This is a genomic window from Streptomyces sp. YIM S03343, assembly GCF_054729195.1.
The window spans coordinates 102,196-125,061 of record NZ_JBPUKX010000001.1 but is presented as its reverse complement, the minus strand read 5'-3'; the positions used below and the strand labels follow the sequence as shown (position 1 = coordinate 125,061).

General features: G+C 69.2%; 19 protein-coding genes, 1 tRNA gene and 5 pseudogenes. 10 read left to right on the top strand and 15 right to left on the bottom strand.

Going from position 1 to position 22,866, the window contains the following annotated elements; translation table 11 throughout:
- Positions 1-260: 260 nt before the first annotated feature.
- The 3 genes from ACSYGN_RS00615 (at position 261) to ACSYGN_RS00605 (ending at position 5,310) form a co-directional block, all read left to right on the top strand.
- Positions 261-1,562, top strand: a complete 1,302-nt coding sequence (locus tag ACSYGN_RS00615; RefSeq protein WP_460390703.1) for a winged helix-turn-helix domain-containing protein — start codon at positions 261-263, stop codon at positions 1,560-1,562.
- Positions 1,447-3,618, top strand: coding sequence for a glycoside hydrolase family 3 C-terminal domain-containing protein (locus ACSYGN_RS00610; protein WP_460403127.1), 2,172 nt, complete (start codon positions 1,447-1,449; stop codon positions 3,616-3,618). Before ACSYGN_RS00615 ends, ACSYGN_RS00610 begins: the two co-directional genes overlap by 116 nt.
- Positions 3,619-3,693: 75 nt before the next feature.
- Positions 3,694-5,310 (top strand): carboxylesterase/lipase family protein, encoded by a 1,617-nt coding sequence (locus ACSYGN_RS00605; RefSeq protein WP_460390701.1) that lies wholly within the window; start codon positions 3,694-3,696, stop codon positions 5,308-5,310.
- A gap of 320 nt (positions 5,311-5,630) precedes the next feature.
- Here the strand turns inward: ACSYGN_RS00605 and ACSYGN_RS00600 are convergent.
- Positions 5,631-5,813: pseudogene (locus tag ACSYGN_RS00600) on the bottom strand (integrase core domain-containing protein); the annotation flags it as partial.
- A gap of 197 nt (positions 5,814-6,010) precedes the next feature.
- Positions 6,011-7,243, bottom strand: a complete 1,233-nt coding sequence (locus ACSYGN_RS00595; RefSeq protein ID WP_460390699.1) for an IS4 family transposase — start codon at positions 7,241-7,243, stop codon at positions 6,011-6,013.
- 118 nt (positions 7,244-7,361) lie between these two features.
- Here ACSYGN_RS00595 and ACSYGN_RS00590 point away from each other — a divergent pair.
- The 3 pseudogenes from ACSYGN_RS00590 to ACSYGN_RS00580 all read left to right on the top strand — a co-directional run.
- A pseudogene (locus ACSYGN_RS00590) lies at positions 7,362-8,291 on the top strand (transposase); the annotation flags it as partial.
- A 159-nt stretch (positions 8,292-8,450) separates the two neighbouring features.
- Positions 8,451-8,898 (top strand): annotated as a pseudogene (locus ACSYGN_RS00585) (IS6 family transposase); the annotation flags it as partial.
- An 83-nt stretch (positions 8,899-8,981) separates the two neighbouring features.
- Positions 8,982-9,579 (top strand): annotated as a pseudogene (locus ACSYGN_RS00580) (transposase); the annotation flags it as partial.
- Between the two features lie 29 nt (positions 9,580-9,608).
- Here ACSYGN_RS00580 and ACSYGN_RS00575 read toward each other — a convergent pair.
- On the bottom strand, positions 9,609-10,238 hold the full coding sequence (locus ACSYGN_RS00575) for a TetR/AcrR family transcriptional regulator (RefSeq protein ID WP_460390697.1): 630 nt from the start codon (positions 10,236-10,238) through the stop codon (positions 9,609-9,611).
- A gap of 70 nt (positions 10,239-10,308) precedes the next feature.
- Here ACSYGN_RS00575 and ACSYGN_RS00570 point away from each other — a divergent pair, with 70 nt between their 5' ends.
- Complete coding sequence (locus tag ACSYGN_RS00570; RefSeq protein ID WP_460390695.1) at positions 10,309-11,178, top strand: ketopantoate reductase family protein; 870 nt, start codon at positions 10,309-10,311, stop codon at positions 11,176-11,178.
- A 184-nt stretch (positions 11,179-11,362) separates the two neighbouring features.
- Here ACSYGN_RS00570 and ACSYGN_RS00565 read toward each other — a convergent pair whose 3' ends face one another.
- The 5 genes from ACSYGN_RS00565 to ACSYGN_RS00545 form a co-directional block, all read right to left on the bottom strand.
- Positions 11,363-12,274 carry a GlxA family transcriptional regulator gene (locus tag ACSYGN_RS00565; RefSeq protein ID WP_460390693.1) on the bottom strand — a complete coding sequence of 304 codons (912 nt, stop codon included), beginning with the start codon at positions 12,272-12,274 and terminating at the stop codon, positions 11,363-11,365.
- A gap of 10 nt (positions 12,275-12,284) precedes the next feature.
- A complete protein-coding gene (locus tag ACSYGN_RS00560) occupies positions 12,285-12,884 on the bottom strand; it encodes an isochorismatase family protein (RefSeq protein WP_460390691.1) in 600 nt (199 codons plus the stop codon).
- 633 nt (positions 12,885-13,517) lie between these two features.
- Positions 13,518-14,357 carry a trypsin-like serine peptidase gene (locus ACSYGN_RS00555; protein WP_460390689.1) on the bottom strand — a complete coding sequence of 280 codons (840 nt, stop codon included), beginning with the start codon at positions 14,355-14,357 and terminating at the stop codon, positions 13,518-13,520.
- Between the two features lie 142 nt (positions 14,358-14,499).
- Complete coding sequence (locus tag ACSYGN_RS00550; protein ID WP_460390687.1) at positions 14,500-15,666, bottom strand: glycosyltransferase family protein; 1,167 nt, start codon at positions 15,664-15,666, stop codon at positions 14,500-14,502.
- A 1-nt stretch (position 15,667) separates the two neighbouring features.
- Positions 15,668-17,254, bottom strand: a complete 1,587-nt coding sequence (locus ACSYGN_RS00545) for an MAC/perforin domain-containing protein (protein WP_460390685.1) — start codon at positions 17,252-17,254, stop codon at positions 15,668-15,670.
- A gap of 595 nt (positions 17,255-17,849) precedes the next feature.
- Here ACSYGN_RS00545 and ACSYGN_RS00540 point away from each other — a divergent pair.
- Both ACSYGN_RS00540 and ACSYGN_RS00535 read left to right on the top strand, forming a co-directional pair.
- A complete protein-coding gene (locus ACSYGN_RS00540) occupies positions 17,850-18,089 on the top strand; it encodes a hypothetical protein (protein ID WP_460390683.1) in 240 nt (79 codons plus the stop codon).
- Positions 18,090-18,234: 145 nt separating this feature from the next.
- Positions 18,235-18,313, top strand: a tRNA-Met gene (locus ACSYGN_RS00535).
- Positions 18,314-18,754: 441 nt separating this feature from the next.
- Here the strand turns inward: ACSYGN_RS00535 and ACSYGN_RS00530 are convergent.
- The 5 genes and pseudogenes from ACSYGN_RS00530 to ACSYGN_RS00510 form a co-directional block, all read right to left on the bottom strand.
- Entirely contained in the window at positions 18,755-19,312 is a 558-nt protein-coding gene (locus ACSYGN_RS00530; protein ID WP_460390681.1) for a YceI family protein, read from the bottom strand.
- A gap of 254 nt (positions 19,313-19,566) precedes the next feature.
- Positions 19,567-19,746: pseudogene (locus tag ACSYGN_RS00525) on the bottom strand (VOC family protein); the annotation flags it as partial.
- A 206-nt stretch (positions 19,747-19,952) separates the two neighbouring features.
- Positions 19,953-20,438, bottom strand: a complete 486-nt coding sequence (locus ACSYGN_RS00520; RefSeq protein ID WP_460390679.1) for an SRPBCC family protein — start codon at positions 20,436-20,438, stop codon at positions 19,953-19,955.
- Positions 20,435-20,809 (bottom strand): ArsR/SmtB family transcription factor, encoded by a 375-nt coding sequence (locus tag ACSYGN_RS00515; protein WP_460390677.1) that lies wholly within the window; start codon positions 20,807-20,809, stop codon positions 20,435-20,437. The genes ACSYGN_RS00520 and ACSYGN_RS00515 overlap by 4 nt, the downstream gene beginning before the upstream one ends.
- 166 nt (positions 20,810-20,975) lie before the next feature.
- On the bottom strand, positions 20,976-21,194 hold the full coding sequence (locus ACSYGN_RS00510; protein WP_460390675.1) for a hypothetical protein: 219 nt from the start codon (positions 21,192-21,194) through the stop codon (positions 20,976-20,978).
- A gap of 503 nt (positions 21,195-21,697) precedes the next feature.
- On the opposite strand from ACSYGN_RS00510, the gene ACSYGN_RS00505 reads away from it, so the two are divergent.
- The gene (locus ACSYGN_RS00505; RefSeq protein WP_460390673.1) at positions 21,698-21,841 is read left to right on the top strand and encodes a hypothetical protein; all 144 of its coding nucleotides are present in this window, start codon (positions 21,698-21,700) and stop codon (positions 21,839-21,841) included.
- A gap of 11 nt (positions 21,842-21,852) precedes the next feature.
- On the opposite strand, the gene ACSYGN_RS00500 is transcribed toward ACSYGN_RS00505, so the two are convergent.
- Positions 21,853-22,056 carry a hypothetical protein gene (locus ACSYGN_RS00500; protein ID WP_460390671.1) on the bottom strand — a complete coding sequence of 68 codons (204 nt, stop codon included), beginning with the start codon at positions 22,054-22,056 and terminating at the stop codon, positions 21,853-21,855.
- A gap of 209 nt (positions 22,057-22,265) precedes the next feature.
- Positions 22,266-22,802 carry a TetR/AcrR family transcriptional regulator gene (locus ACSYGN_RS00495; RefSeq protein ID WP_460390669.1) on the bottom strand — a complete coding sequence of 179 codons (537 nt, stop codon included), beginning with the start codon at positions 22,800-22,802 and terminating at the stop codon, positions 22,266-22,268.
- Between the last annotated feature and the right edge of the window lie 64 nt (positions 22,803-22,866).

Here is a 22,866-nt window from a genome sequence, read left to right as displayed (position 1 = left end):
GGTGTTCGGGATGCCTGGTACCTACGGTGATCCACAGCTCAGCGCAATACGACCGGCCGACCCGACTCATTGCCGGATCGGTCCAACCGGCACGGGAAGCGTTGCAATGGAGCACCACAAACGCGTTTCCCCTGATGCCAGGAGGAGGGGGAACGTGAAACCTGGGGCGAACGTGACAGTTCCCGCACCCACGGCGCTCGCCGTAGCCGGAACTCCTTTATTGATCCGAAACGGTTCGGGTTCTGGGTCGTTGGTGGGGTGTGAGCGATCTGGTGGGGGACGCGCGGCATCTGTCGCCGTCGGCGCAGGAGGCCCTGCGGTTGCGGGCGGTGGCCGCGTTGGTGGCGGGGCGGGACCGTGAGGACGTCGCGGCAGTGTTCGGGGTGTCGTTGAAGGCGGTGGACGGCTGGTGGGCGAAGTGGCAGGCCGGCGGTCGGGAGGCGCTGGTCATGCGGCCCCGCGGCAAGCCGGTCGGGGTGCATCAGATGCTGGACGAGGCCGAGCAGGCCGCCGCGCGTCAGGCGGTCCTCGATCACCGGCCCTGTGAGGTGGGGCTGGGTGGGCAGTTGTGGACGCGTCGGCTGGTGGGCGAGCAGATCGCGAAGCTGTACCGGGTGCGGCTGACCGAACCCGGGGTGGGCAAGTACCTCAAGCGGTGGGGACTGTCCTTCCAGCGGCCGGACAAGCGGGCCGTCGAGCAGGACCCGCAGGCCGTTCGGCGGTGGCACGAGGAGACCTGGCTCCTGGACCGCCTCGACGGCCACTTCGACCACAAGATCCACCTCGTGGTCGACGGACACTCCGCCCACCGCTCCAGGAAGGTCCGCGACTGGCTCACCGCCCACCCCGACAACGTCGAACTGCACTTCCTGCCCCCGTACTCACCCGAACTCAACCCCGACGAACCGGTCAACGCCGACCTCAAGCACAGCCTGCCCAGACAGCACCGAGCCCGGAATCAGGCCGAACTCGCCGCCGAGACCGCCGCTTCTTCCGCAGACGCCGACGTCAGCCGCACATCGTCCGCGGCTACTTCGGCGGCCTACACGTCCGCTACACCTGGACGAGAACCCCATGAGTTTCTGATCAATAGAGCCACCTGCTTTGACTCGAATTCTGTCCAGCAGAGACATAAAACGTCGAGCACTTCAGTGGTGAGGAGTCCGCATGGAGCTCGATCGGAGATCGGTACGACGCCGCTGCAGCCGTTTACGCCGTACAGCGCCGATCGCGGGAGTGAGCGCGGCGCTGCTGGCCGTGAGCACGGCCGTGGCTCCCGGCGCCTTGGGCGCGGGCAGCGCGGGCGTGACTGTGAATGTGTCCTCCCGCGTCGCCGCCCTCATCGCCCGGATGACGCTGGACGAGAAGTTGTCCTTCGTCCATGGCGGCACCGATCCCCGGGCGCTCGGGCAGGCCGGATACATCCCGGGGGTGCCCCGCCTCGGCATCCCCGAACTGCGGCTCACCGACGGCCCGGCGGGCGTCCGGGTCAACGAGCGCGCCACCGCGATGCCGGCACCGGTCGCCCTGGCCTCATCCTTCGACGACCGGCTGGCCCGTGAGTTCGGCCGGACCATCGGCCGCGACGGCCGTGCGCTCGGCCAAGACGTTCTGCTCGCACCCATGACGAACACCATCCGGGTGCCGTACGCGGGGCGGAACTTCGAGACGTTCAGCGAGGACCCGCTGCTCAGCTCCCGCATGGTGGCCCGCGAGGTCGAGGGCGTCCAGAGCCAGGGTCTGATCGCCACCGTCAAGCACTACGCGGAGAACAACCAGGAAGACAACCGCATGGGGGTGAACGTCAACGTCGACGAGCAGACCCTGCGTCAGATCGAACTGCCCGCCTTCGAGGCCGCCGTCAAAGCCGGCGCCGGGGCGGTGATGTGCTCTTACAACTCGGTGAACGGCAGCCACGGCTGCGGCAGCGACGAACTGCTCGACTCGATCCTCAAGGAGCAGTGGGGCTTCCAGGGCTGGGTCATGTCGGACTGGGGCGCGGCTCACGCGACGACCGACATCGTGAACGGACTCGACCAGGAGATGCCGAACGGCGTCCACCTGGGCGAGGAACTGAAGACCGCGATAATCGACGGCACCATTCCGGTCTCGGAGCTGAATGATTCGGTCGCGCGCATTCTGCAGCAGATGACGAAATTCGGTCTCCTCGACGGTGCGGCGGCCCAGCGGCCCGCACGCGATCCGAAAAGCGGCGCGAAAGTTGCCCAGAAGGTGGCCGAATCCGGCGCGGTCCTGCTGAAGAACACCGGCAAAGCGCTTCCGCTGACCGGCAAGGACACCAGCATAGGACTCATCGGTCCGACCGCGAGGACACCGAAGGTCACCGGCGGCGGCAGCTCCAACGTCGTACCGGACTCAGCGGCCTCGCCGCTGGACACCATCACCGAGCGGGCCGGCCGGCACACCACTGTGCGCTACGCGGCCGGCGGCGACAACACAGGCGTCCCCATCCCCGCGTCGGCCCTCAGCCCCGCCCTGCCGGTCGACGCGGACGGCACGATCCCCGTCACACCGGACGCCTCCTTCGACTACAGCGGCACCCTCACCGTGCCGACCGACGGCGACTACTCCTTCGTCTTCGACCTTCCCGCCGCGTACGGCCTGCTGAAGATCGACGGGAACAGCGTCATCACCGGCTTCCTGGGCTCCAGCAGCGCCACGGTGCACCTCACGGCGGGAGCGCACAGCCTCGCGGCCGGCGCCCTCGCGGTCCAGAGCGGACCGACGAAGGTCCGGCTGAACTGGGTCACCCCGCAAGCCGCGCAGACCGCGCGGGAGCAGGCGGTGGCCCTGGCCCGCCAGGTGAAGACCCCCGTCGTCTTCGCCTACGACGACGGCACCGAGGGCTTCGACCGCAAGAACCTCTCCCTGCCGGCCGACCAGGACGGGCTCATCTCCGCCGTCGCCGACGCCAACCCGAACACGATCGTCGTCCTCAACACCGGGTCGTCGATCACCATGCCGTGGCTGTCCAAGGTCAAGGCGGTGCTCGACATGTACTACCCCGGGGAGAACGGGGCCGAGGCCACCGCCGGGCTGCTCTACGGCGACGTGAACCCCTCGGGCAAGCTCACCCAGACGTTCCCCGCGAGCGAGTCCGCCACACCGGTGGCCGGCGACCCGCTCAGGTACCCGGGAGTGGACGACCAGGAGAACTACTCCGAGGGCGTCTACGTGGGCTACCGCTGGTACGACAAGGAGCAGGCCGCCCTGCTCTTCCCCTTCGGCTACGGACTGTCGTACACCTCCTTCGCCTACCGCCACCTCGCGGTACGGCAGAGTCACGGCGCGTTGACCGTCTCGTTCACCCTGAAGAACACCGGCACCCGCGACGGTGCCGAGGTCGCCCAGGTCTACGTCGGCGCAAGCCCGGGGACCACCGCGCCGCAGGCGGTGCGCTCGCTCGGCGGCTACCAGAAGGTGCATCTGCGCGCGGGTCAGTCGAAGACCGTACGCATCCGGGTCGACATGCAGCAGCTGAAGTACTGGAACACCTCCTCCCACGCCTGGGTGCTCGGCACCGGGAAAAGGGACGTGTGGGTCGGCTCCTCGTCGAGGACGCTCCCCCTGCACGACAGCGTCAGCGTCACCCGCTGACCGCCCGGTTGCTCCCCCCACCACCACGCGTGCCGGCCGCACCGCTGCGGCCGGCATCCCGCCAGAGAGGTTCCCATGACTGCCAGCAGAATCCGTACTGCCCTGGGCGGCGCGCTGATCCTGTCCATGACCGCCGTCGGGCTGCTGCCCGCGACGGCGTCCGCGACGGCGTCCGCGAGTGCGCCGACCGCGGTGCCCACCGACAAGGGCGCCGTGCGCGGCGCCGTCTCCCAGGGCGTCGAGCGGTTCGTCGGCATCCCCTACGCCGCGGCCCCCACCGGCTCCCTGCGCTGGAAACCGCCGCAGCCCGCGGCGCGCTGGACCGGCGTTCGGGAGGCCACCGCCTTCGGCAATCCCTGCCCCGTACTGCCCAGCGGCAACGGCCCGCGCAGCGAGACCGAGGACTGTCTCGACATCAACGTGTGGAGGCCGGCGGGAGTGCGGGCCGGCGCCCGTCTTCCCGTGCACGTGTTCATCCACGGCGGTGGCCTGACCAACGGCAGCGGCGCACAGAACGACGAGTCGAAGCTCGTACGGGAGACGGGTGTCATCGGCGTCTCGCTCAACTACCGGCTCGGCGTCTTCGGCTTCCTCGGACTGCCGGCCCTCACCAAGGAGGGCGGCGAGTCCGGCAACTACGGCTTCATGGACCAGCAGGCCGCGCTGCGCTGGGTGCAGCACAACATCGCGGCCTTCGGCGGGAACCCCGCCGCGGTCACCATCGACGGCGAGTCCGCGGGCGGCTGGTCCGTCTGCGGACATCTGGTGTCGCCCGGCTCGCGCGGTCTGTTCGACCGTGCCATGATCCAGAGCGGCTCCTGCCCCAGCGAGCCGCAGGACCGGGCCGAAACCACCGGAGAGGCGTTCGCCCGGCAGGCGGGCTGCGACGGCACCGACCAGACGGCCGTCCTCGGCTGTCTGCGATCGGCCTCGGCGGGCTCCCTCCTCGACGCGAGCCGGACCTTCTCGCCCCACTTCGTCGACGGGACCCCCACGTTCCCGGTCAACGTACGCGAGGCGGTGGGCAGCGGGCGGTTCGCCCGCGTGCCCCTGGTCGTCGGCGCCACCCGCGACGAGGGCCGCACCTTCGCCCAGGGCTACATAAGGGCGGGCAAGGAGGCCTACCTCGCCTTCGTCCAGGGCATCGCCGGGGACCGTGCCGACGAGGTCCTCGCCCGCTACCCCTGGCCCGAGGCGTCCGACGCGTACACCGCGGCGTACCTCGTCGGCGCGATCATGACCGACTCGGGGATGATCAGCGGGATCGGCGGGTGCGGGCAACGCTCGCTCGTGCAGACCTTCGAGCGGTACACCCCCGCCTATTCGTACGAGTTCGACCACCGGACCGGGCCCGGCCTGACGCAGATACCCGGTTACGTCTGGGGAGCCGGCCATGCCGCGGAACTCGCTTACATCTGGCCCAGCTTCGACAACGGCACGCCGATCGCCCCGCTGTTCAACGCCGACGAGCGCAGGCTCGCCCGCGAGATGACGCAGTACTGGGGCGCCTTCACGAGGACCGGCCGACCGCATGTCGCCCGGCAGGCCGCCTGGCCCGCACACAACAGCGGCAAGGGGTTGACGCTTTCGCTGCGGGCGGGGGGCAGGAGTTTCCTGATCGACGACGACCAGTTCTCCGCAGAACACCAGTGCTCGCTCTGGGACACCATGCCGGTCACACACAGCTCCTGAGGACACGACGCGTTCGACGCGACCAGTGACCGCCTGTCAGCACGCGGGCGGCCGTCGTCGGCGGGGCCTGGCCGAGCCGAGCTCTGGGCGGCCACCGGCGCGGCAAGGATGTACGCGGGGACAACCGCACCGTCACCGGGGGACTGTGAAACCGGTAGCCGAAACCCCGGACGGTCTGGATGCAGTGCGGTTGCCGCGGGGTGCCTGTTGAGTCGGCACGGAGCGCGTGCCGGTGTTGCCACCGGTCCGTTTCTCCGTGCCGATCGCCGAACCCGGCGCACCCGTCTCCGAGTACCGGGCTCTCCACGGACTCCCGGGTTTCATGCGGCGAGTGACAGAGTACGTGACGTGATCACGCGCTGTTCGAACTTGACCGGTGTGAGGTAGTCGAGCGCGGAGTGCCGGCGGTGTCAGTTGTAGTACGACATCCAGCGGAACAGTTCCAGGCGTGCCTGGGCCTTCGATGTCCAGCGCCGTCGGTGCAGCAGTTCCCGCTTTAGCCCCAATACCGGTAACTTAGGGCTTTGGTGTTCGTTTGACCCGTTTGGGTTTGGTGGCGCCGACGAGGGTGATGGCCGCGGTGGGTGAGCGGTCTGCGGCCCGGTGGGCGGCGCGTTTGAGGGGCCAGCCGGCGACTTTGCGCTTGATGACACGGGGGTTGGCCCGGCGGCGTCGCCGTGGCAGGAGGCGTTCCAGGAGTTCAGTGTGGGTGGCTTTGACCGCGCGGAGGAGTCTGCCGGGGGGAAAATGCCGCCTGGTCGGTGACCTGGCGGCGGGCGACGCGCAGTGAGCGGGTGAAGGAGATTCGGTCGGGGTCCTGGTCGGCTTGTTGTGCGGCCTGGTGCATCAGGTGCCGGATGGCGTGGTGGACGAGCAGGAAGCCGTAGAGTTCCTGCTCGGCACCGTCAGGGTGCTGCGAGCGCAGTACCAGGTGTGGCCCGCCGAGGTGGGTCTTGATCTCGTCGAGGGTGGACTCGAACTCCCATCGCTGGGCATAGAGGGCGGCCAGTTCCGCGGCCGGGGCCGTCTGCGCGTCGATGATCGTGGTGAGGAGCCGGTAGACGCCGTCATGGCCGGCGATGGTGTACTCCACCGCACGCGCCGGCACCCCACGGCGGGTGTGGTGGATGTCGCTGCGGTCGAAGATCTCGGTGAGGTAGGAGCCGTCCGGCAGTTGCTCGAGCACGGGCAGCACGAGGTCTTTGCGTACTCGCCACAGCAGGTCCGCCCCCGTGGCCGCGGCTGTGCGCCACAGGTCCACGCTGTAGAAGCCGCGGTCGGCCAGCAGCAGTATCCCGGGCTGCAGGGACCCCAGGACCGCCCGGGCCAGAGTCTGCTCTCCGGTGCGAAGAGCTCCGGTCGCAGCATCGAAGACGGCGTGGGTGCCGCACTCCACCAGGCCGACCATGCGCAACTGCGGGTAGCCGACGTCCTGTTCACCGCGCCCGGAGCGGGGCGGACGGCCGAACGCCTCCACGTTCGCCTTCGTGTCGGGCAGGTCGAACGTCGTACCGTCGATCGCGGTCAGCCGCCATTCGCGGTAGAAGGCGCCCTGAGTGTCCGGTGTGGCAACCGGACGACACACCCTCGCGAACAACTGCCGCACCGGCGCCACCCCCAGCCGGGACCTGGCTTTCCAGATCGCCGCCGTACTCGGTACCACCCATGACGTACGCCAACGCCGCGCGCCCTGCAGACCCGCGGTCAGCAGACGGGCGACCTCCTCATAGCTCTGCCCGGAGAACAGGCACATCGCCAACACGAAGTAGACCACCAGCCGGGCCGGCAACAGCCGGTTCCGCTGCTGGACCCGACCCGTCTGCGCCAACACCTCGTCCACAAGCGACTGAGGAAACGCCTGTGTCAGCACCCCGATCGCGACCCGATCCGACAACCGCTCACCAGATGACTTCAGTTGACCCGCTCTTGCCACACCAACAACAACGACCAGATTGCCCCTAAGTTACCGGTATTGGCTTTAGCCCTGGCTATTCAGCGGAATTGGTTGATCTGACGCTCCGATAGCAGAAAGGTGCCGTTGACCTGCGAGGATGCGAGTGTCTAGGTCGTATCCGCTGCGGGAGCAAGGCACCTTTCTGGTGGTTGAGCGTACAGGGTGGGACGGTCGGCTGTCGGTGGTGGCTGACGGGAAGGGGCTGATTGGGCATGCGGGGGCGGTGCTGCTGCGTCGGTGTGCGGACCGGACGGGGCTGACGGACGCGCTGGCGAGGGTGCTGCCGTCCAGTACGGTGGCCGGCTGGCGGGACCGTGCGGCAGTGCTGGTTCACCTGGCGGTCGCGATAGTACTCGGGGCCGAGAACCTGTCGGAGGCCGAGCAACTCCAGTTGCATCACCGGCCGTTGTTCGGGTTCGCGGCCTCGGATTCCACCGCTCGCCGCACGCTGGCCGCGCTCGACGAGACGACCCTGGTGAAAATCGCAAGGGTACGGGCGCGGGTGCGTCGGCACGTGTGGAGTCTGCTGCATCTGCGGCCGGGTGGCTTTCCGTGGCTGACGGCGGCGGGCAAGCGGCTGGCCGGCTGGATCGTCATCGACCTCGACGCCACCGTCATCACCGCAGCGTCGAAGAAGGCCGGGGCTGCGGTCACCTTCAAGAAGACGTTCGGGTTTCATCCGCTGGCCGCGTGGTGCGCGAACACCACCGAGTCCCTGGCCATGCTCCTGCGGCCGGGGAATTCAGGAGCGAACACGGCGTCTGACCACGTGCGTGTGCTGACCGATGCCCTCGCCCAGATTCCCGGCTCATCGGCCGCGAAGCTCCTCATCCGGGTGGACGGGGCCGGGGCCACCCACGCACTGCTGGAGCACCTCGAAGCGTTGAACACCACGCGGCGCACGGTCCGTTACACCGTCGGCTGGAAGATCACCGAGGACGACGAGCGGGCCATCGCCCGCCTGCCCGAGGCCGCCTGGGAGACCTCCGTGCACCAGGACGGCAGCATCCAGGAGGGCTGCTTCGTGGCGGAGCTGACCGGGCTGAACACCTGCGAGGGCTGGCCGGAGGGAATGCGGCTGATCGTGCCGCCGGGTGCGTCCGACCCGGCGGCACCTGAAGAAGCTGACCGCGTTCGAGAAGAAGACCGGCTGGCGCTACTGCGTCACCGCGACCAACATCCCCAGGCCTATGTGAACGTGCTGCGGCGTTGCCGCCCCCGGCCCGGGGACAAATGGCACCTGGACGAGGTCTTCATCAAGGTCAACGGGGAGCGGAAGTACCTGTGGCGGGTCGTCGACCAGGAGGGCAACGTGCTGGACGTCCTCGTGCAGTCCCGCCGGGACACCGCCGCGGCCAGGCGCTTCTTCCGCAGGCTGCTGAAGAAGACCGGTGCGGTGCCGAGAGTGATCGTCACCGACAAGCTCCGCTCCTACGGCGCCGCCCACCGTGAGGTCATGCCCTCGGTGGAGCACCGCTCGCGGTTCCTGTCCGCCCTCAGCGGCATCTCACCCCACTTCCGGCCCCACCGCCACCGGATGACCGCACACAACTACCGAGCCGAAATGACTGACCGTCCGCTTCATGATCTGGGAGCAGGTCACCGGAGTCGTCGGCCTGCCCACCAAGGCCTGAGCAACGCCCGGAACCGGGCTTCACCACACCCCGACGCACCGTCAGACACCCCACACCCAACAACGTGACAACGCCCCGCCGAGGCCTGCGCCGACGGCGAGGTGATACCTGAACCCGGTGAGCCCGAAGTCATCCTGTGCATGGACGAGTTCGGTCCACTCAACCTCCAGCCCCATCCCGGACGCCAGTGGGTGAACACGGTGGCCAGGGCAAGGACCCGGCCGCGCCGCCGGGCCACATACACCCGCCCGCACGGTGTGCGCCACCTATTCGCAGCCTGCGACCTGGGCAAAGACCAGCTCTACGGCCACATCAAGAAGACCAAGAACCGAAGCAAGTTCCTGGAATTCTGCTGCCACCTGCGCTCGCTGCACCCGGCGGACGTACGCATCGCGATCGTCTGTGACAACTAATCGCCGCACTTGACGACCAAGCGCTGCCAGCGGGTCGGCGCGTGGGCGGCTGCCAATAACGCCGAGATCGTCTACACCCCGACCAACAGCTCCTGGCTGAACAGGATCGAGGCCCAGTTCACCGCCCTTCGCTACTTCGCCCTCGACGGCACCGACCACCCGACCCACAAGGCCCAGGGCAGTATGATCCGCCGATACATCATCTGGCGGAACAAGAACGCCGCCGACAAGCGCCTCAGCCCTCGTCCACAGGGCGAACGCCGCATGACCCGCGCCGTCAGCGTCTGTCTTGGGTCGTCAGGGCCGGATCGGTGGCGCACTCATCGCTGCCGTCAGGAACGTGATCGCCCATCGCCGGGCCGCCTCGCCCGCTACCGGGGACACGCAGCCAGGGGAGGGCTGCTGGTGGACCTGGAGGCGGTCGACGGCCGTCACGGCAAAGATCCCCCGCATCCGGAACCACAGCTCCTCCGGGGAAAGGCCGGGCAGTACGCGCGCGAAGGCTGCGAAGTAGCGCTCACGGACCGAGTCCTCGGCCGTGCCGGTCCAGCTGCGTGCCTCCTCGGCCGGGTCGCTGAGGATCGTCACGATCAGTCGGGACGTCCGGGCGCCGCCCTCGTCGCCGGCCGGCATCTCGTCGAACAGCGGCCCCGCGAATGCCTCCACCAGTTCGCCGACCGGTGGGTCGGGGGTCCGGGCGAGCAATTTGTCGAGCCCGGCGCACTGGGCAGCGGTGATGGGCTCGACCACGCGGCGGGCGACTGCCGCCATCAGCTCCGCCTTCGAGCCGAAGTGGTAGCCGACGGCGGCCAGGTTCGCTCCGGCGAGTTTGGTGATCGCGCGGACCGAAGTGCCGCGGTATCCGTGCTCGGCGAAGAGGTGCTCGGCCGCGTCGAGGATCTGAGTGCGGGTGTCTGGGGTCGCCACACGAGGGACTCTACATATGTTTGAATGAAACGAACGTATGAATCAAACGAACGTATGAAAGAGGACTGTCATGAAGCTGCTCGTGTACGGCGCCGGGGTTTGCGGCAGTCTGTTCGCCGCCCGCATGCACGAGGCTGGCCACGACGTCTCGCTCCTCGCCCGGGGCGAACGCCTGACCGCCCTGCGCCGGCAGGGAGTGCAGCTGGCCGAGGAAGACGGCCCTGTCAGGCGGGTGCCGGTACCGGTGATAGAGCAGCCGGACGGCGGGTACGACCTGATCACCGTCTTCGTCCGCACCCACCAGGTGGATGCAGTGCTGGAATCACTCGCTGGTGTCCAAGGTGACGTGCTGTTCCTGCTCAACTGGGCAGCCAGCCCGGAGACGCTGGGTGCGGTGATCGGCCACGAGCGGGTGCTGCTCGGCTTCCCCGCGACTGGCGGCACGATGGACGGCGACGTGGTCCGCTACCGCAAGACCAATTTCATCACCCGCCGGGTCGCGATGCCGATCGGTGAGCCCGACGGCCGTACCACCCCGCGACTGGTACGGATCGTGGAGACGTTCCGTACTGCCGGGATCAACGCCAAGGCCGAGCCGCAGATGGATGCCTGGCTCAGGACGCACGCCGCGTTCGAGGTCCCGCTCGGTCAGGCAGTACACGCGGCGGGCGGCCCGGTAGCGCTGGCCGACGCCCCGGACGCGGTACGCGGCATGCTCCACCTCATGCGGCAGAACCTCGCCGCGATGGAGACGCCGCCGGTACCTCGCGCGTTCGCCGCGTTGCGGGCTCTGCCGCAAGGGCTCCTCGTGGCCGTGCTCCGGCGCTTCCTGAAGAGCCCGACGGCCGTGCACAGCGGACTCAGCGACCGCTCGCCTGCCACGGTGGCCGAACTCGAGCGGCTGGCCGAACAGCTCCGTGCCCCTGCAGGAGCCCGCTAAGCGACCCAGGACGGTGAAGACCTCACCACGCACACCACCGTCAGTCCCACAGTCCTCGGCCCCACCTCCGCTGGCTCCACGGACGGCAACCGCTGACCTCATGACCGTTTCGGTAGCAATGGAGCGTCCCTCATTGAAATAAGAGATCAAGGCGTCGACGGCACGACATCGACGCGGCTCGCGGTCAGATCTCGCGGGCTCGCAGGCGGCGCAGCATGCGGGGGTCCTCGAAGCCGACCGCGCGGGCGGCGGCATCGACCGTGGCGCCGTGGCTGATGAGGTGCTCGGCGCGTTCTCGGCGGAGGGTTTGCTGATAGCGCAGCGGGGTGAGGCCGCCGGTGGCACGGGTGAAGAGTCGGGTGAGGGTGCGTTCGCTCACGCCCACGGCCGCGGCCAGGGCTGGCAGGGGCAACGGCTGGTCGAAGCGCGCGTCGAGAAGGTCCTGGGCGCGGTGCACGGTGTCGTCGAGATGGGATCGGTGCCGGAGCATGGCGCTGGCCTGCGGTTCGTGACCGTTGCGCCGCGCGTAGACGACCATGTCCCGGGCCACCTGGGCGGCGACGGCAGGGCCGTGCCGGGTGGCGATCAGGTGAAGGGCCAGGTCGATGCCGCTGGCGATGCCGGCCGAGGTGACCACCCGGTCGTCGGCGGTGTACAGGACATCGCGGATGACCACCGCCCTGGGGTAGCGGCGTGCGAGCTCGTCCTGCAGATCGTGGTGGGTGGTGCAGCGGCGGCCGTCGAGCAGGCCGGCTCGGCCGAGCGCGTCGGCTCCGGCGCAGACGCTGGCAACGGTGCCGCCCCTGGCGTGGTGGTCCCGGAGGGACTGCAGGGAGGGGGTGCTGATGACAGGACTGTCGGCCAGGGCGAGCGCCCGCCAGCCGGGCACCAGGATCAGGTCTTCGGGGCCGAGTTCGGGCCAGTCGAGCCGGGCCACCAGGGGCAGGCCCTGAGACGTGGGAATCAGCGGCTGCTCGGCGATGTAGCTGAGTGTGTAGGGGTGCCCGAAGTCGGCGGCTGCGGAAAAGACCTGCGCGGGGCCTGCCAGGTCCAGCAGATGGAGTCCGGGCACCAGGAGGAAGGCGATGTGGCTCACGATCCGGTCATCATGCCCGAGGCCCGGCTGCAGCCTCCAGTTGCCCGACAGTGGCGATGGCGGCAAAGCGTCCGGCAAGGGCGTACTCGGTGCGTCTGATGATCTCCTCGGCGCTCAGGGTGCGGGGGTCCGACAGCAGTTCGGCGATGCTCTGGTCGGCGGCAGCGTCACGGTGCGGGATGGGGTTGGTCGCGGTGGCGTCGATGACGAAGGTGACCAGATAGCCGAAGTCGCTCGCGACGCGGGTGGTGGTCTCCACACACTGCTCGGTGCGGATGCCGCAGACAGTGAGCTCGTGGATACCACGCTCTGTGAGGAGTTGCTGCAGGTTGGTAGTGGTGAAAGCGTTGTGCGAGGTCTTGTGGATCAGGTGTTCCGTGTCCCGGCGCTCCAATTCCTCCATCAGCCGGACATGGCCGAGGGCGGGGTCGAAGACATCGCCGCTGCCGGGCTCGGAATGCAGCACCCACACCACCAGGTCCCCGGCCTGGCGGGCGAGCCGGACCAGTCGGTCCACCTGGTCGGCGATCTTCGGGTTGGAGATGGTCTCCCACAGTGGGCGGGCGCGGAAGGATTCCTGGACATCGATGACGATCAGTGCTCGGGTCATGCCCCCAAGCCTGACCGGCGCAGCCGGAGTGGCGACAGGCCTCATCAGGTCCTGGTACGGACCGATCCGGTCACAGCTGGAGCCGCAGCGACGCGGACAGAGTCAAGCTTGGAGGCTGTCGCGGATCTCCCTCTCGGTCTCCACCCGCACCATCCTCCGCCCTGCCGTCCTGCCCGCGATCCTGCGCGGCTCCCCGCACCGCGTTCCCGCTGTCCCCCCGTTCACCGCTGAAGAACTCGCGCACACCGGACCACTACGGCCAAGGCCCCGACCCGGGCTCGTGCCCGTAAAGGCGTCAAGGAGAACGAAGGGGTGATCCGCCACAGGTCGCCGGACTGATGCGTAGCCACACGGCTGGCGCACCAGTGTCTGCGTTCCCGCCGCTTCGGCGGCACAGATCGAGTGGCGGGGCGGCGGGCCGGATCTGTGGGAGCGCTGAGACCGACCGGTGAGCCGACCGCCGGTATTCGGTTCGCCGTTGTCATCGCGAGGAATGCCGGACGCGTCTTGCGGCAGAATCCGGCAGTCCTCCGGAATGATGCGAATTCCTGCCGCCTCACGATCTGGCGACGGCCCAGGTCCGGGCGGCAGGAGTGCGTCATCCGATGTCACCCACGATGCCTCCTGGACAACTCACTGTCGTCCTGGCTGAAACGCCTTGTTGTACAGCTTCAGCACATCAGCGTCGAAGTAGGGCGAGAAGTCCTCTCCCGGGAAGGTGTCAGAGCCGTAACTCTGCACCCCGTTGGCGTACGGGTGCCCGGGAATCAGCCAGGGTCCGCCGCTGGAGCCGGCCGTCAGATTCCCTTCCTTCCCGATGGTGTGGAAGCTGGGCTGGCGGGTGAAACCGCCCTGGCAACTCCACATCCGGTGCCCGTCGAACAGGTAGCCCGGTATGGCGACCGCCGGGTAGGCGAGGACGTCCCACTCACGGACCTCGGGCCGTTCGACGAGGAGACCGAAGTATCCCGTCACGTTGCCCAGCACCTTGTAGCCGTTGTCCCCGCCCAGGCCGACCTTGCAGAACCCGTAGTCCCAGGCACGGTTGACGTCTGCCTTCCACGCGTCCGGGACGACGGGCTGACCGAACAGGGGCCACCTGCCCAGCGGTTCCCGGAGGTCCTTGTAACCGGGCACGTAGGCGCCCTTGGTGATGTATTTCCGCACCGTGCTCCCGTACAGGCAGTGAGCGGCGGTGAGGATGCCGTTGTGGGTGATGGCCGATGCGCTGCCCTGGAGGTCCACTCCGTCGCGGACGTAGAACAGGACGCCGGCCCGCCGGTAGTAGGGGCTGTCGGCCGGGTTCTGCACCAGGGTCGTCTTGAAGGCACCGGGCAGTTCGGCCCGCGGCGCCGGGATCTCCGCGGCTTCGGCAAGGGCGTCTTCGGGCACGGCCGCAGCCATCCGCTCGGGCGTCCAGTACTCGTTGATCTCCAGCCAGCGCTCGTGGTGCGCGCGCTGTGTGTATGTCATGGACAAGGCACATCTTCCTTCCGACAGGTCTGGTGTCGTGAGCGTTCGTGGTGGTGCCTGTGAACACCGTGAGCACTGTGGGTCCTGGGCCTGCGGGCGGCTGGACCGGCAGGCGCAGGTGCCTGGCGTGATCACATCGGCTTCATCTCGATATGCCGGGCCGTGCCGTCGCTCCTTGGAGCAGCCGGTCCCAGGCTGCGGCGACGGCAGGCCAGGCCAGCGCGGGGTCGAGGGCCCGGGCTCGGGCCCTGCGGCCGTACTCGCGCAGTGTGTCCGGCTCTGTGGCTAGCCGGATCAGCGCCGCGGTGAGCGCGGCCGGCATGGTGTCCTCGCCGGTGGGCAGCAGAATTGCCGCCTCGCCCCAGATCGCCCGTTGCCCGTCGTGGCCGGACACGATCTGCGCGGCTCCCGTGCAGGCGTGTTCGAAGGCGACGAAGCCCCAGCTCTCACCGTCGGCGGTGTTGACCCCGACGTCGGCTGCGGCGTACAGCCGTCGAAGCGTGGCTTCGTCGGTGTCGGGGTGGCCGTCGCCAGCCGCGGTGCAGATGACCTGGTCGGCCACGCCGAGCCGCCGGGCGGTGGCGACCACGTCGATCCCGAAGTCCCGTCGGCCCATGTGCAGCACGAGCCGGGCATGTTCGTGGCCGGCGCGGACAAGCCCGGCGAACCCGGCGAGCGTACGGTCGATCCGTTTGCGCCCGGTGTTGCGGTTGGCGTTGAGCACGATGAAGGCCGAGGCGAGGTCGGGACGGCCGGGCCACAGCCGGGCCCTGGCCCGGGCCCGGATCTGCCTCGCGTCCGCGGCCCGGAAATCGGCCGCGGACAGGCCGTGCGGCACCACATGCACGGCCGGGGCGGGTCCGCGCGCCGCGGCGAGCGCGGCGCGAGCAGGCTCGTGGGGGACGACGACCAGGTCCAGGCCGTCCAGCCAGGGCGCGATCTCCGCCGCGTCCGCCGTCCGCTCGACCGGTATCGCCGCCGCGGCCGGCCGGTCGCCCCGACCGGCCAGCCACCCCGCGTGCAGGCCGGGCAGAACGGCGTCGTGCAGGAACAACAGCGCGTCCGGCGCCAGGCGGTCGGCCAGCCGCGGGAGCTGGGCCAGTCCGTAGCTGTCGCCGTCCACCTGGCTGCGATGCACCTGCCACGGTCGCGGGACGCGCTGCCCGGCGTCGCGGACCTCGAACTGGTGGATGTCCCACCGGTCGGCCAGGGCGCCCAGCAGGCCCGCGGCGTGCCGCGCGTATCCCGTGTGCCGCTGGGACTCCCCGACCACCAGCAGCCGTGGGCGTGGCCGACGCGACGCGGGCACCTCAGGCCTCGGCAGGCTCGCCAGGGGCCGGCTCGGTCTTGGACCCGTCACTGGCCGGTGTCCAGGTGGGCGACGTCTCGGTGGGCAGGGGCGCCGGTCCGAACGTGTACGGGGCGTCGTAGGCCAGCCGGTAGAAATAGGCGTCCAGGTCGAGCCGTGCCGAGCGGTCCCAGACGGAGGTGAACGCCTCCAGCCCGCTGTCGGCGCCGTCGTCGAACACGCCGATGAGCGCGTAGCCGGTGTTGTTGACGTTGCTGCTGCCCGGGTTGGCGTTCTGCACCCAGCGCTGCAGCATCTCGCCGCCGCCCGCCGAGCGCAGCAGGCCGTAGAAGTCGCTGTTCGGCGAGCAGTTGTACTTCAGGCCGAAGCCGCACGCCACGAGGATGTGGTTCTCGTCGGCGCACCCGGACTCGCGGATGTCGCGGGCCATGGTCTGGTAGACCTTCTGGAACGTGGTCACCCAGTCCTTGTCGAAGGTGTAGTAGCGGTCGAACACCACCTTCGAGGGCGTGCTCACGTCGCGCCGGTCCAGGATCGCGATCTGCCAGCCGGACAGCGTGTCCGGCGGTGTGGACGGCTTGATCTGGTAGCCGAGGGTGATCGTCGGGGCCTGGGTGGCCGGGCTGGTCGCCTCGATGGTGATCCGGGGGTGCATGGTCTTGCCGAACAGCACCCACGCCTGCTGCACCACCGGCTTCTTGGTGCCGCACACGTGCCAGATGCCGCTGAGCTTGTACTCGGACACCGCCGGGTTGTCGCTGATCGTCTCCAGCCAGCCGTTGAAGGCGTCCACCGTCTTGTCACTGGGGTTGCGGGCGTCGATGGACTGGAGGTGCGCGGCACCGATGGCGTCGCCGCCCGTGGTCGCGATCGACAGGGTCGAGTTCTCCGCGTAGGTCTTCCACTCCTGGCTGGCCAGGATGCCGGCCGAGATGCTGCCGCTGCTGAACAGGCCGGTGTAGTGCGCCTCCAGCATCGCGCTGATCTGGGTGACCGTGTCGGTGGTGACCTTGCTGACGCCGTTGTAGAACTCCAGTGAGGCGCCCAGCGACACCTGGCTGGTGTAGTACCCGCCGAACCGGGCGAAGAAGTCGGCGAAGACCGGCAGGTTCTGCGGCGTCACGGTGTCCGGCAGCTTGCCGACCGCCTCGCTGAAGTCCGCGGTCAGGAACGTGGTGTCCGGGTTGAGCTGCAGGTGGCCCAGCCGGGTGTAGAAGTTCTTGAACGTGTAGTAGTACTCGCTGCTGCGTGCGTAGTCGGTGGCGAACGCCGCCTTCAGCTCCCCGCTGAACTCGCCGTACTTGCCCTCGACCCCGGCGAACACGGCGACCTTGTTCTGGAAGCCCTCACGCGAGGTGAAGGTGCCGCTGTTGTACGTGGACGAGGTGTCCTGCACACCGCGGACGACGGACGGGATCTGGTAGTCCTTGCCCAGGAACGTGAAGACGGTGGTGGGAGTGTCGTCGAGGTCGAAGATCGGCCGCAGCAGGCTCTCGGCGCCGTAGACGCCGTAGACGTCGAACCCCTGCCCCAGGGCGTTCGCCTGGGACAGGAACGGCAGATCCTGGACGATCGGGTCAGTGGTCATGTGTTCCCCCGGTGACGAGACGCGCGGGCGGCACGGGATCTGCCCGCACCGGCCCTGGTCGCGCGGCGGCTTGCCTGCCGCCAAGGGGAAGGAGCAGCCCTCCGGGCCGCTGATACACCCGCCGCCGAAAGATTCCGCTGTCCGCCCAGCGCCCCGCAGGGAGGCACGGCAGGGCAGCAAGTAGGGCTCCCACCTCGGGAGATGCAGCGCACCGAGCGCGTTGCCGCCGACTGCCGACTACGGCAGACGACCCGCCGCGGACACCGACGGGCTACGCACCGACTACGTCCACGGTACCGGCTGCGCCAGGACCGAATAGGCCATACCCGCGCAGCCAGGGGGACGAGAACCTGTTCGGCGCAGAGGCCGGACCACATACGTGTCCGAACTCCACCGCGTCCCCGCGGGCGGCGGACGCACGCCGTCGACGCCATCGCCCGGCCCCCGCCGATGAGTGGCCGCCGCACCGGTCGCGGCGCCCACGCCGCCGGGTCCACTATCGTCTCGGTGGATCGATCCGCGTTCTCGGCTTCCTCTCACCCGGCGCCACCCACATCCTCGACGCCGCCGAGCATCCCCAGTCAGGAGGCACGTCATGACCGCCGACGACCACGAGAGCGCGCCCGTGTCTCTGCCGGACACGGACCTGCCGGCCGCGCACGCCTCGGTCACCCTGCTGGAACGCCTGGCCGACAAGCTCGGCGGCCGCGCCTCGGTGCGGGCTGTCTACTGCGTTTCCGCACCGCCGACCCCGACGCCATGCGCGGCCAGCTGCGCCACCTACCTCAACGACCAGACCCGCTCGCTGAAGATCAACCGCAACGACTACGGCTGACCGAGCCGGGACCACGGGGGCGTTCCCGACCTCGGGAGCGCCCCGGCCGTCCTGGGACCGCGAGTCCGTGCGGGCGGCGTCTGGCGCACGTCCTTGCCAGACCAGGAATCGCTGCCGCGGCCTACGCGTACGGTGGTCACACCAACGCGGGGTGGAGCAGCTCGGTAGCTCGCTGGGCTCATAACCCACAGGTCGCCGTCGTCCACATCCCGCCCCCGCTACCAACTCCGCCCCCTCGACGCGATGTCGAGGGGCCGGAAGCAGGAGGCTCGTCCTGCTCTTGGGGCTGGGCGGTGCTCTCCTGGCGAACTGGCGGTGGACCGGTTGGGCGGCCGACGGGGTCCTGGCGATCGTCCTCGTGAGGGCCGCACTCGTGGGCGGGTTCGTCCCCGTCGCGGCCGCACTGCGAAGAGCCGCTGAGTGCACGGCGGATGGCAGCCCGCCCTCGGTGTCGATGTCGTACGGCGCCTCGGTCCGCGGCCCAGGATGCGGCACCCCGCCTGCTGGATCCCGTACCCCGCTGCATCCCCAGTCACGGAGCAGCGAGGATACCGATATCCGGGCTCCGTACTGCAGGCTGGCAGTCGCGTCTTCTGCCTGGTGTCGTCCTCAGGGCGTGGATATCCGGGGTTGATGCGCGACGAGCAGCTGACCACGGGGGCTGCTCAGGCTGGTGCGGTCGTTACCTCGAATTCCACGCGGACTTCGTCGGCCAAGCGCAACGCGCCCAGGAACGCGGTGTAGGGCTTGATGCCCCAGGTGGACTGGGTGACGGTCGCCCAGCCGCGCAGCAACTCGTCGCCGTTGCCCTCCGCATGCACGTTCACGGGGTGGGTCCGACCCTTGATGGTGAGGTTTCCGGTGATCTCGAAGGACTGCGGTGTTCCGGTGATGCGGGTGGATCGGAACGTGATCCTGGGATGCTCCGCGGTGTGCAGCAGGGCCTTGTCGGCCAGCGTCCGTTTGATCTCAGCCCGGTCGGCGTCGGTGAGTGCCTTGATCCCGCCGGTTCCCTCCCTGACCTCCAGTGAACCGGTCTCGACCGTCACGCTGACCGATGACCTGTCCGCGTCCCCGACGGCCACCACGGCCTCCCCGAACCAGCGGGTGGCCTCGATGGTGAGGTCGTGTCCCGCCCTGCGGCCCAGCCCGGCGCGGCCGGTCCTGAGCAGGAGCCGGCCGGTCGGCGGCCCGAGCCGGTACGTTCCGTCTGTCAGCGTCACAGGGCCGAGGCTACGGGGCGGCTGCGGTCGGGGCGTCGAGGCCGCCCGCTCGGCGTGTCCCCTCCCCCGGCGCCGGGATGAGTCTGCAGAGGACGGTTCGCCGTCTGGCATGCTGCTCAGCGCCCTCCGAGTCGCGGAGCGCCCAGCCCCGGGCGGTTCGAGCGATATGTCTGGCCCTCCTCCGTCGGTGCTTGTGCACCTTGCGGAGGCTGACTGCCTGGTACGACAGTTCCTACGGCCCGGCCTGCCGGGGCTCAGCTCCGGGCCGGGGTGAATGCGGCGAAGTCCGCGTTCGACGGGTCGAGGCAGATGGCCAGCCTGCCGATGCCCTCCACGTCCTCCGGTCCCATCTGCACGCTGCCGCCGTTCTCGGTGACCTTGCCGACCGCGGTGTCGCAGTCCGTGACGTTGAAGACCGGGTGCCAGTACGGCCGTCGGGCCTTCCCAGGGGAAACCCCCGCCCCCGTCGCGTTGAATTCGTCCACCAGTACCCCAGCCGGCCCCGACGACGGAAGAGCTCCCCGGCCGGGGCGACGAACCACTGGCGCAACCGCTCGAAGCCGCGCCGCCGGGGTTGCCCGGCTCGTCGTTCGGCTCGCAATGACATCGACTTGCTGGTTGCCGCAGTCGCCCAGTCCGTTCAGTCGGTGAGGAGGTCGTCCATTTGGCCGACCGCCTGCTTGAGGCCTTCTTCCATGCCCATGGTCATCAGTTGTTCCATCTGTTCCCGAGTGTCGAAGGCGGACCGGATCTCCATCCGGGTGCCGTCTCCGTGCTGGGTCAGCTGTACGCGCACGGTGGTGGTCGGCATGGTGAGGCTCGGGCTTCCCTCCTGGTCGGCGAAGCCGTCGGTGAACTCCAGGGATGTAGGCGGGGTGACCGACGTGACGCGCCACCAGCCGCGGTGCTTGTCACCCTCGGGGCCGGTCATGAAGTAGGTGACGTCGCCGCCCGGGGTCAGGTCATGGTTCTCGACGGTGGCCGGGTAGGCCGGCGGTCCCCACCAGCGCTCCAGTTGACGGGGGTCTGCCCACAGCTGCCACACCCTTTCGACCGGCACTGCGAAGTCTGCGATCAGAGAGAGGGTGAGGCTGTCGAAATCCTTGTCCACACTGGTCACACTCATCTGTCCTGTCCTTCCTGCGGATTGTGCTCTGCCGCACGGGGGGCCTGCGCGAGCAGAGAGGACATCCGCTCCACCCGGCTGCGCCACACAGCTTCCAGTTCGTCGAGGGCCTGCTGTGCCCGGGCCACGGCCTCGGGCTCGGTGAGGACGAGCTGCTCCCGTCCGCGGCGCTGCTTGGTGACCAGTCCGGCTCGCTCCAGCACCGTCACGTGCTTCTGCACTGCGGCGAAGCTCATCGGATAGGCAGCGGCCAGGCGTGACACCGACAATTCGCCGTGGACACAGCGGCGGAGTATGTCCCGGCGCGTCGTGTCCGCCAGGGCGTGGAAGAGCCGGTCCAGGCTTCCGTCAGCAGCTTCATCTACAACCATTTGGTTGTATGTTAGTCCGCTGCCTGTCCCGTGTAAACCGCTGGCGAGATGACCGGACGCGGGTATCCGGAACATCGGCACGGCAAGGGAAACGTTCCGAACGTTGACTGGCTGCCCTGGTTGTCGCACAGGGCCACGTACCCCGTCCGCGCCTGCCGCGCCCGGCCTACATGCCGGCCGCACCCGGCTCCGGCTCACCGACGGTGATCCGGAAGACGGTGATCTGTGCCGCGATGCGTTCGAAGTCCTCCAGCGGGGCCTCCCGGCCTACCGGCAGGTGGGCCGGGCTCCCGGCGCGACGGCCAGGTAGCGTTGCAGGATCGGTGCGCGGGGCCGACTCGACCTCCTCGAGGCGCACTCTCTCGCGGCGGCCGTGCCGCAGCACCGCCCTTCCGTCTGCCGCGCAGACGTTGCGTACCCAGTTCGCCTCCGACCCAGCATCGCCACGAGAACAGGCGGTTCAGGCGGAGCGACAGGTAGCAGCCGCCGGCGCGGTCCCCGTCGGACGCCGCACACCGGTCCCTGGCACCCAACCGCCGCCCGCCACGCACCCCGGCGCACCTCTTGCCATCATCCGAAAGTGAGTAACGGACACCACCCCGGGCCGAAGCCTGCCAGACCACCACCACGCCGCAGCACCGGCACGGGCACCACCAGGGACAGTGCGGTGCACGGCTTCGACGGCTGGCACTTCGCCCTCGCCCCACGAGCCTGTTCGCCGTGAGGCTGGCGCCACGGACCCGAAGTGTGCGCCTTGGGGTGGCGCAGGGGCCCGCTATGGCTGTGGCGGCCGCGGTCGGGCGCCGTGAGACCAGCCGCCGGCAGCGGCTCTACCCGATCGGGCGTCAGGTCCGATCGCCGGAGCACCCAGCGGGCTGTCTAGGATCCGTGCCGTGCTGGCGTGAGGCTGCCGAGGCGGTGCAGGCGGCTGTCACCGCGCATGCCGCGGCCACCGGGGCCGGCCGGTTCGAGGTGGAGCAGGCCGTGAAGAAGGCCGTGCGGCACGCCGAAGAGGACCCGGCCGTCGAGTAGCCGGTGGCGGTCTACCGCTCCTGGGGCCAGCCGGCCGGCAGATCACCGGTCTCCTCGTCCGTGAGCGTGGTACGGGCGGCGGGCATGCTCCCGTAGGCGCCGACCCAGCGGCGGAACTTGTCCCGCGCCACATCCTCGCGGCCCCACCAGCCGTGCTGCACCGGCCGTCCACCCGATACGAGCAGCAGGTGGTAGCGGCCGCCGATGCCGGTCATGCGCAGCGGGCCTTGGCGGTGGCCGGGCCGATGGAACCGGGGCCGTACTTGTCACGGATCCGGTCATGACCTGTTCCGCAGCGAGGCGGGATTCGCGTGCCTGGTCGAGGCTGACACTCCCGGCGTCCGACAGGGCAAAGCAACGCAAGCTTGACAAATCTTCTTCCACAGAGTCGTTCGTCTGACGGGCCCTGTCGCGTGCGCGTCGTTCACCGGTGGGGGCGGAGTCCGTCGAGGATGAGCGCGAGCATGTGGGGTGCCCGGTCCTCGGGGCTGGATGCGGCGCGCCACAAGGCGCCGGTGAGCTGGAGGAAGTCTCCCGGGTCGGCGTCCGGGCGGATACTGCCGTCCCTCTTGCCTGCGTCGAGGAGCTGGGTGATGGCGGCGATGACCGGCCCGTAGCTCTGCTCGCTGATCGCCTGGTGTGCGCCCGGGCCCAGGGCCTCGCCGAGGCCGTGTTTTTTGCGCATGCCCTCGACGAGGTCGATCGTCCAGTTGCGGAGCGCCTCCAGCGGAGGCATCCGGGCCAGTAGATCGGGCACGGTGCCGACGATGCGTGTCACCTCGTCCTGGTAGACGGCCAGGACCAGTGATTCGCGGGTGGGGAAGTTGCGGTACAGGGTGCCCGCGCCGACTCCCGCGCGCTGGGAGATCTGGTTCATCGACGTGCCGCCGTCCGCCGCGAGTGCTTCGCGTGCGGCGGCGAGGATGCGCGCCCTGTTCTCACGGGCGTCTGAGCGGACCACAGGACCTCACCTTGCTAAGTGGAGAGCTCTCCACTACGTTATCTGGAGAGTTCTCCGCATACTC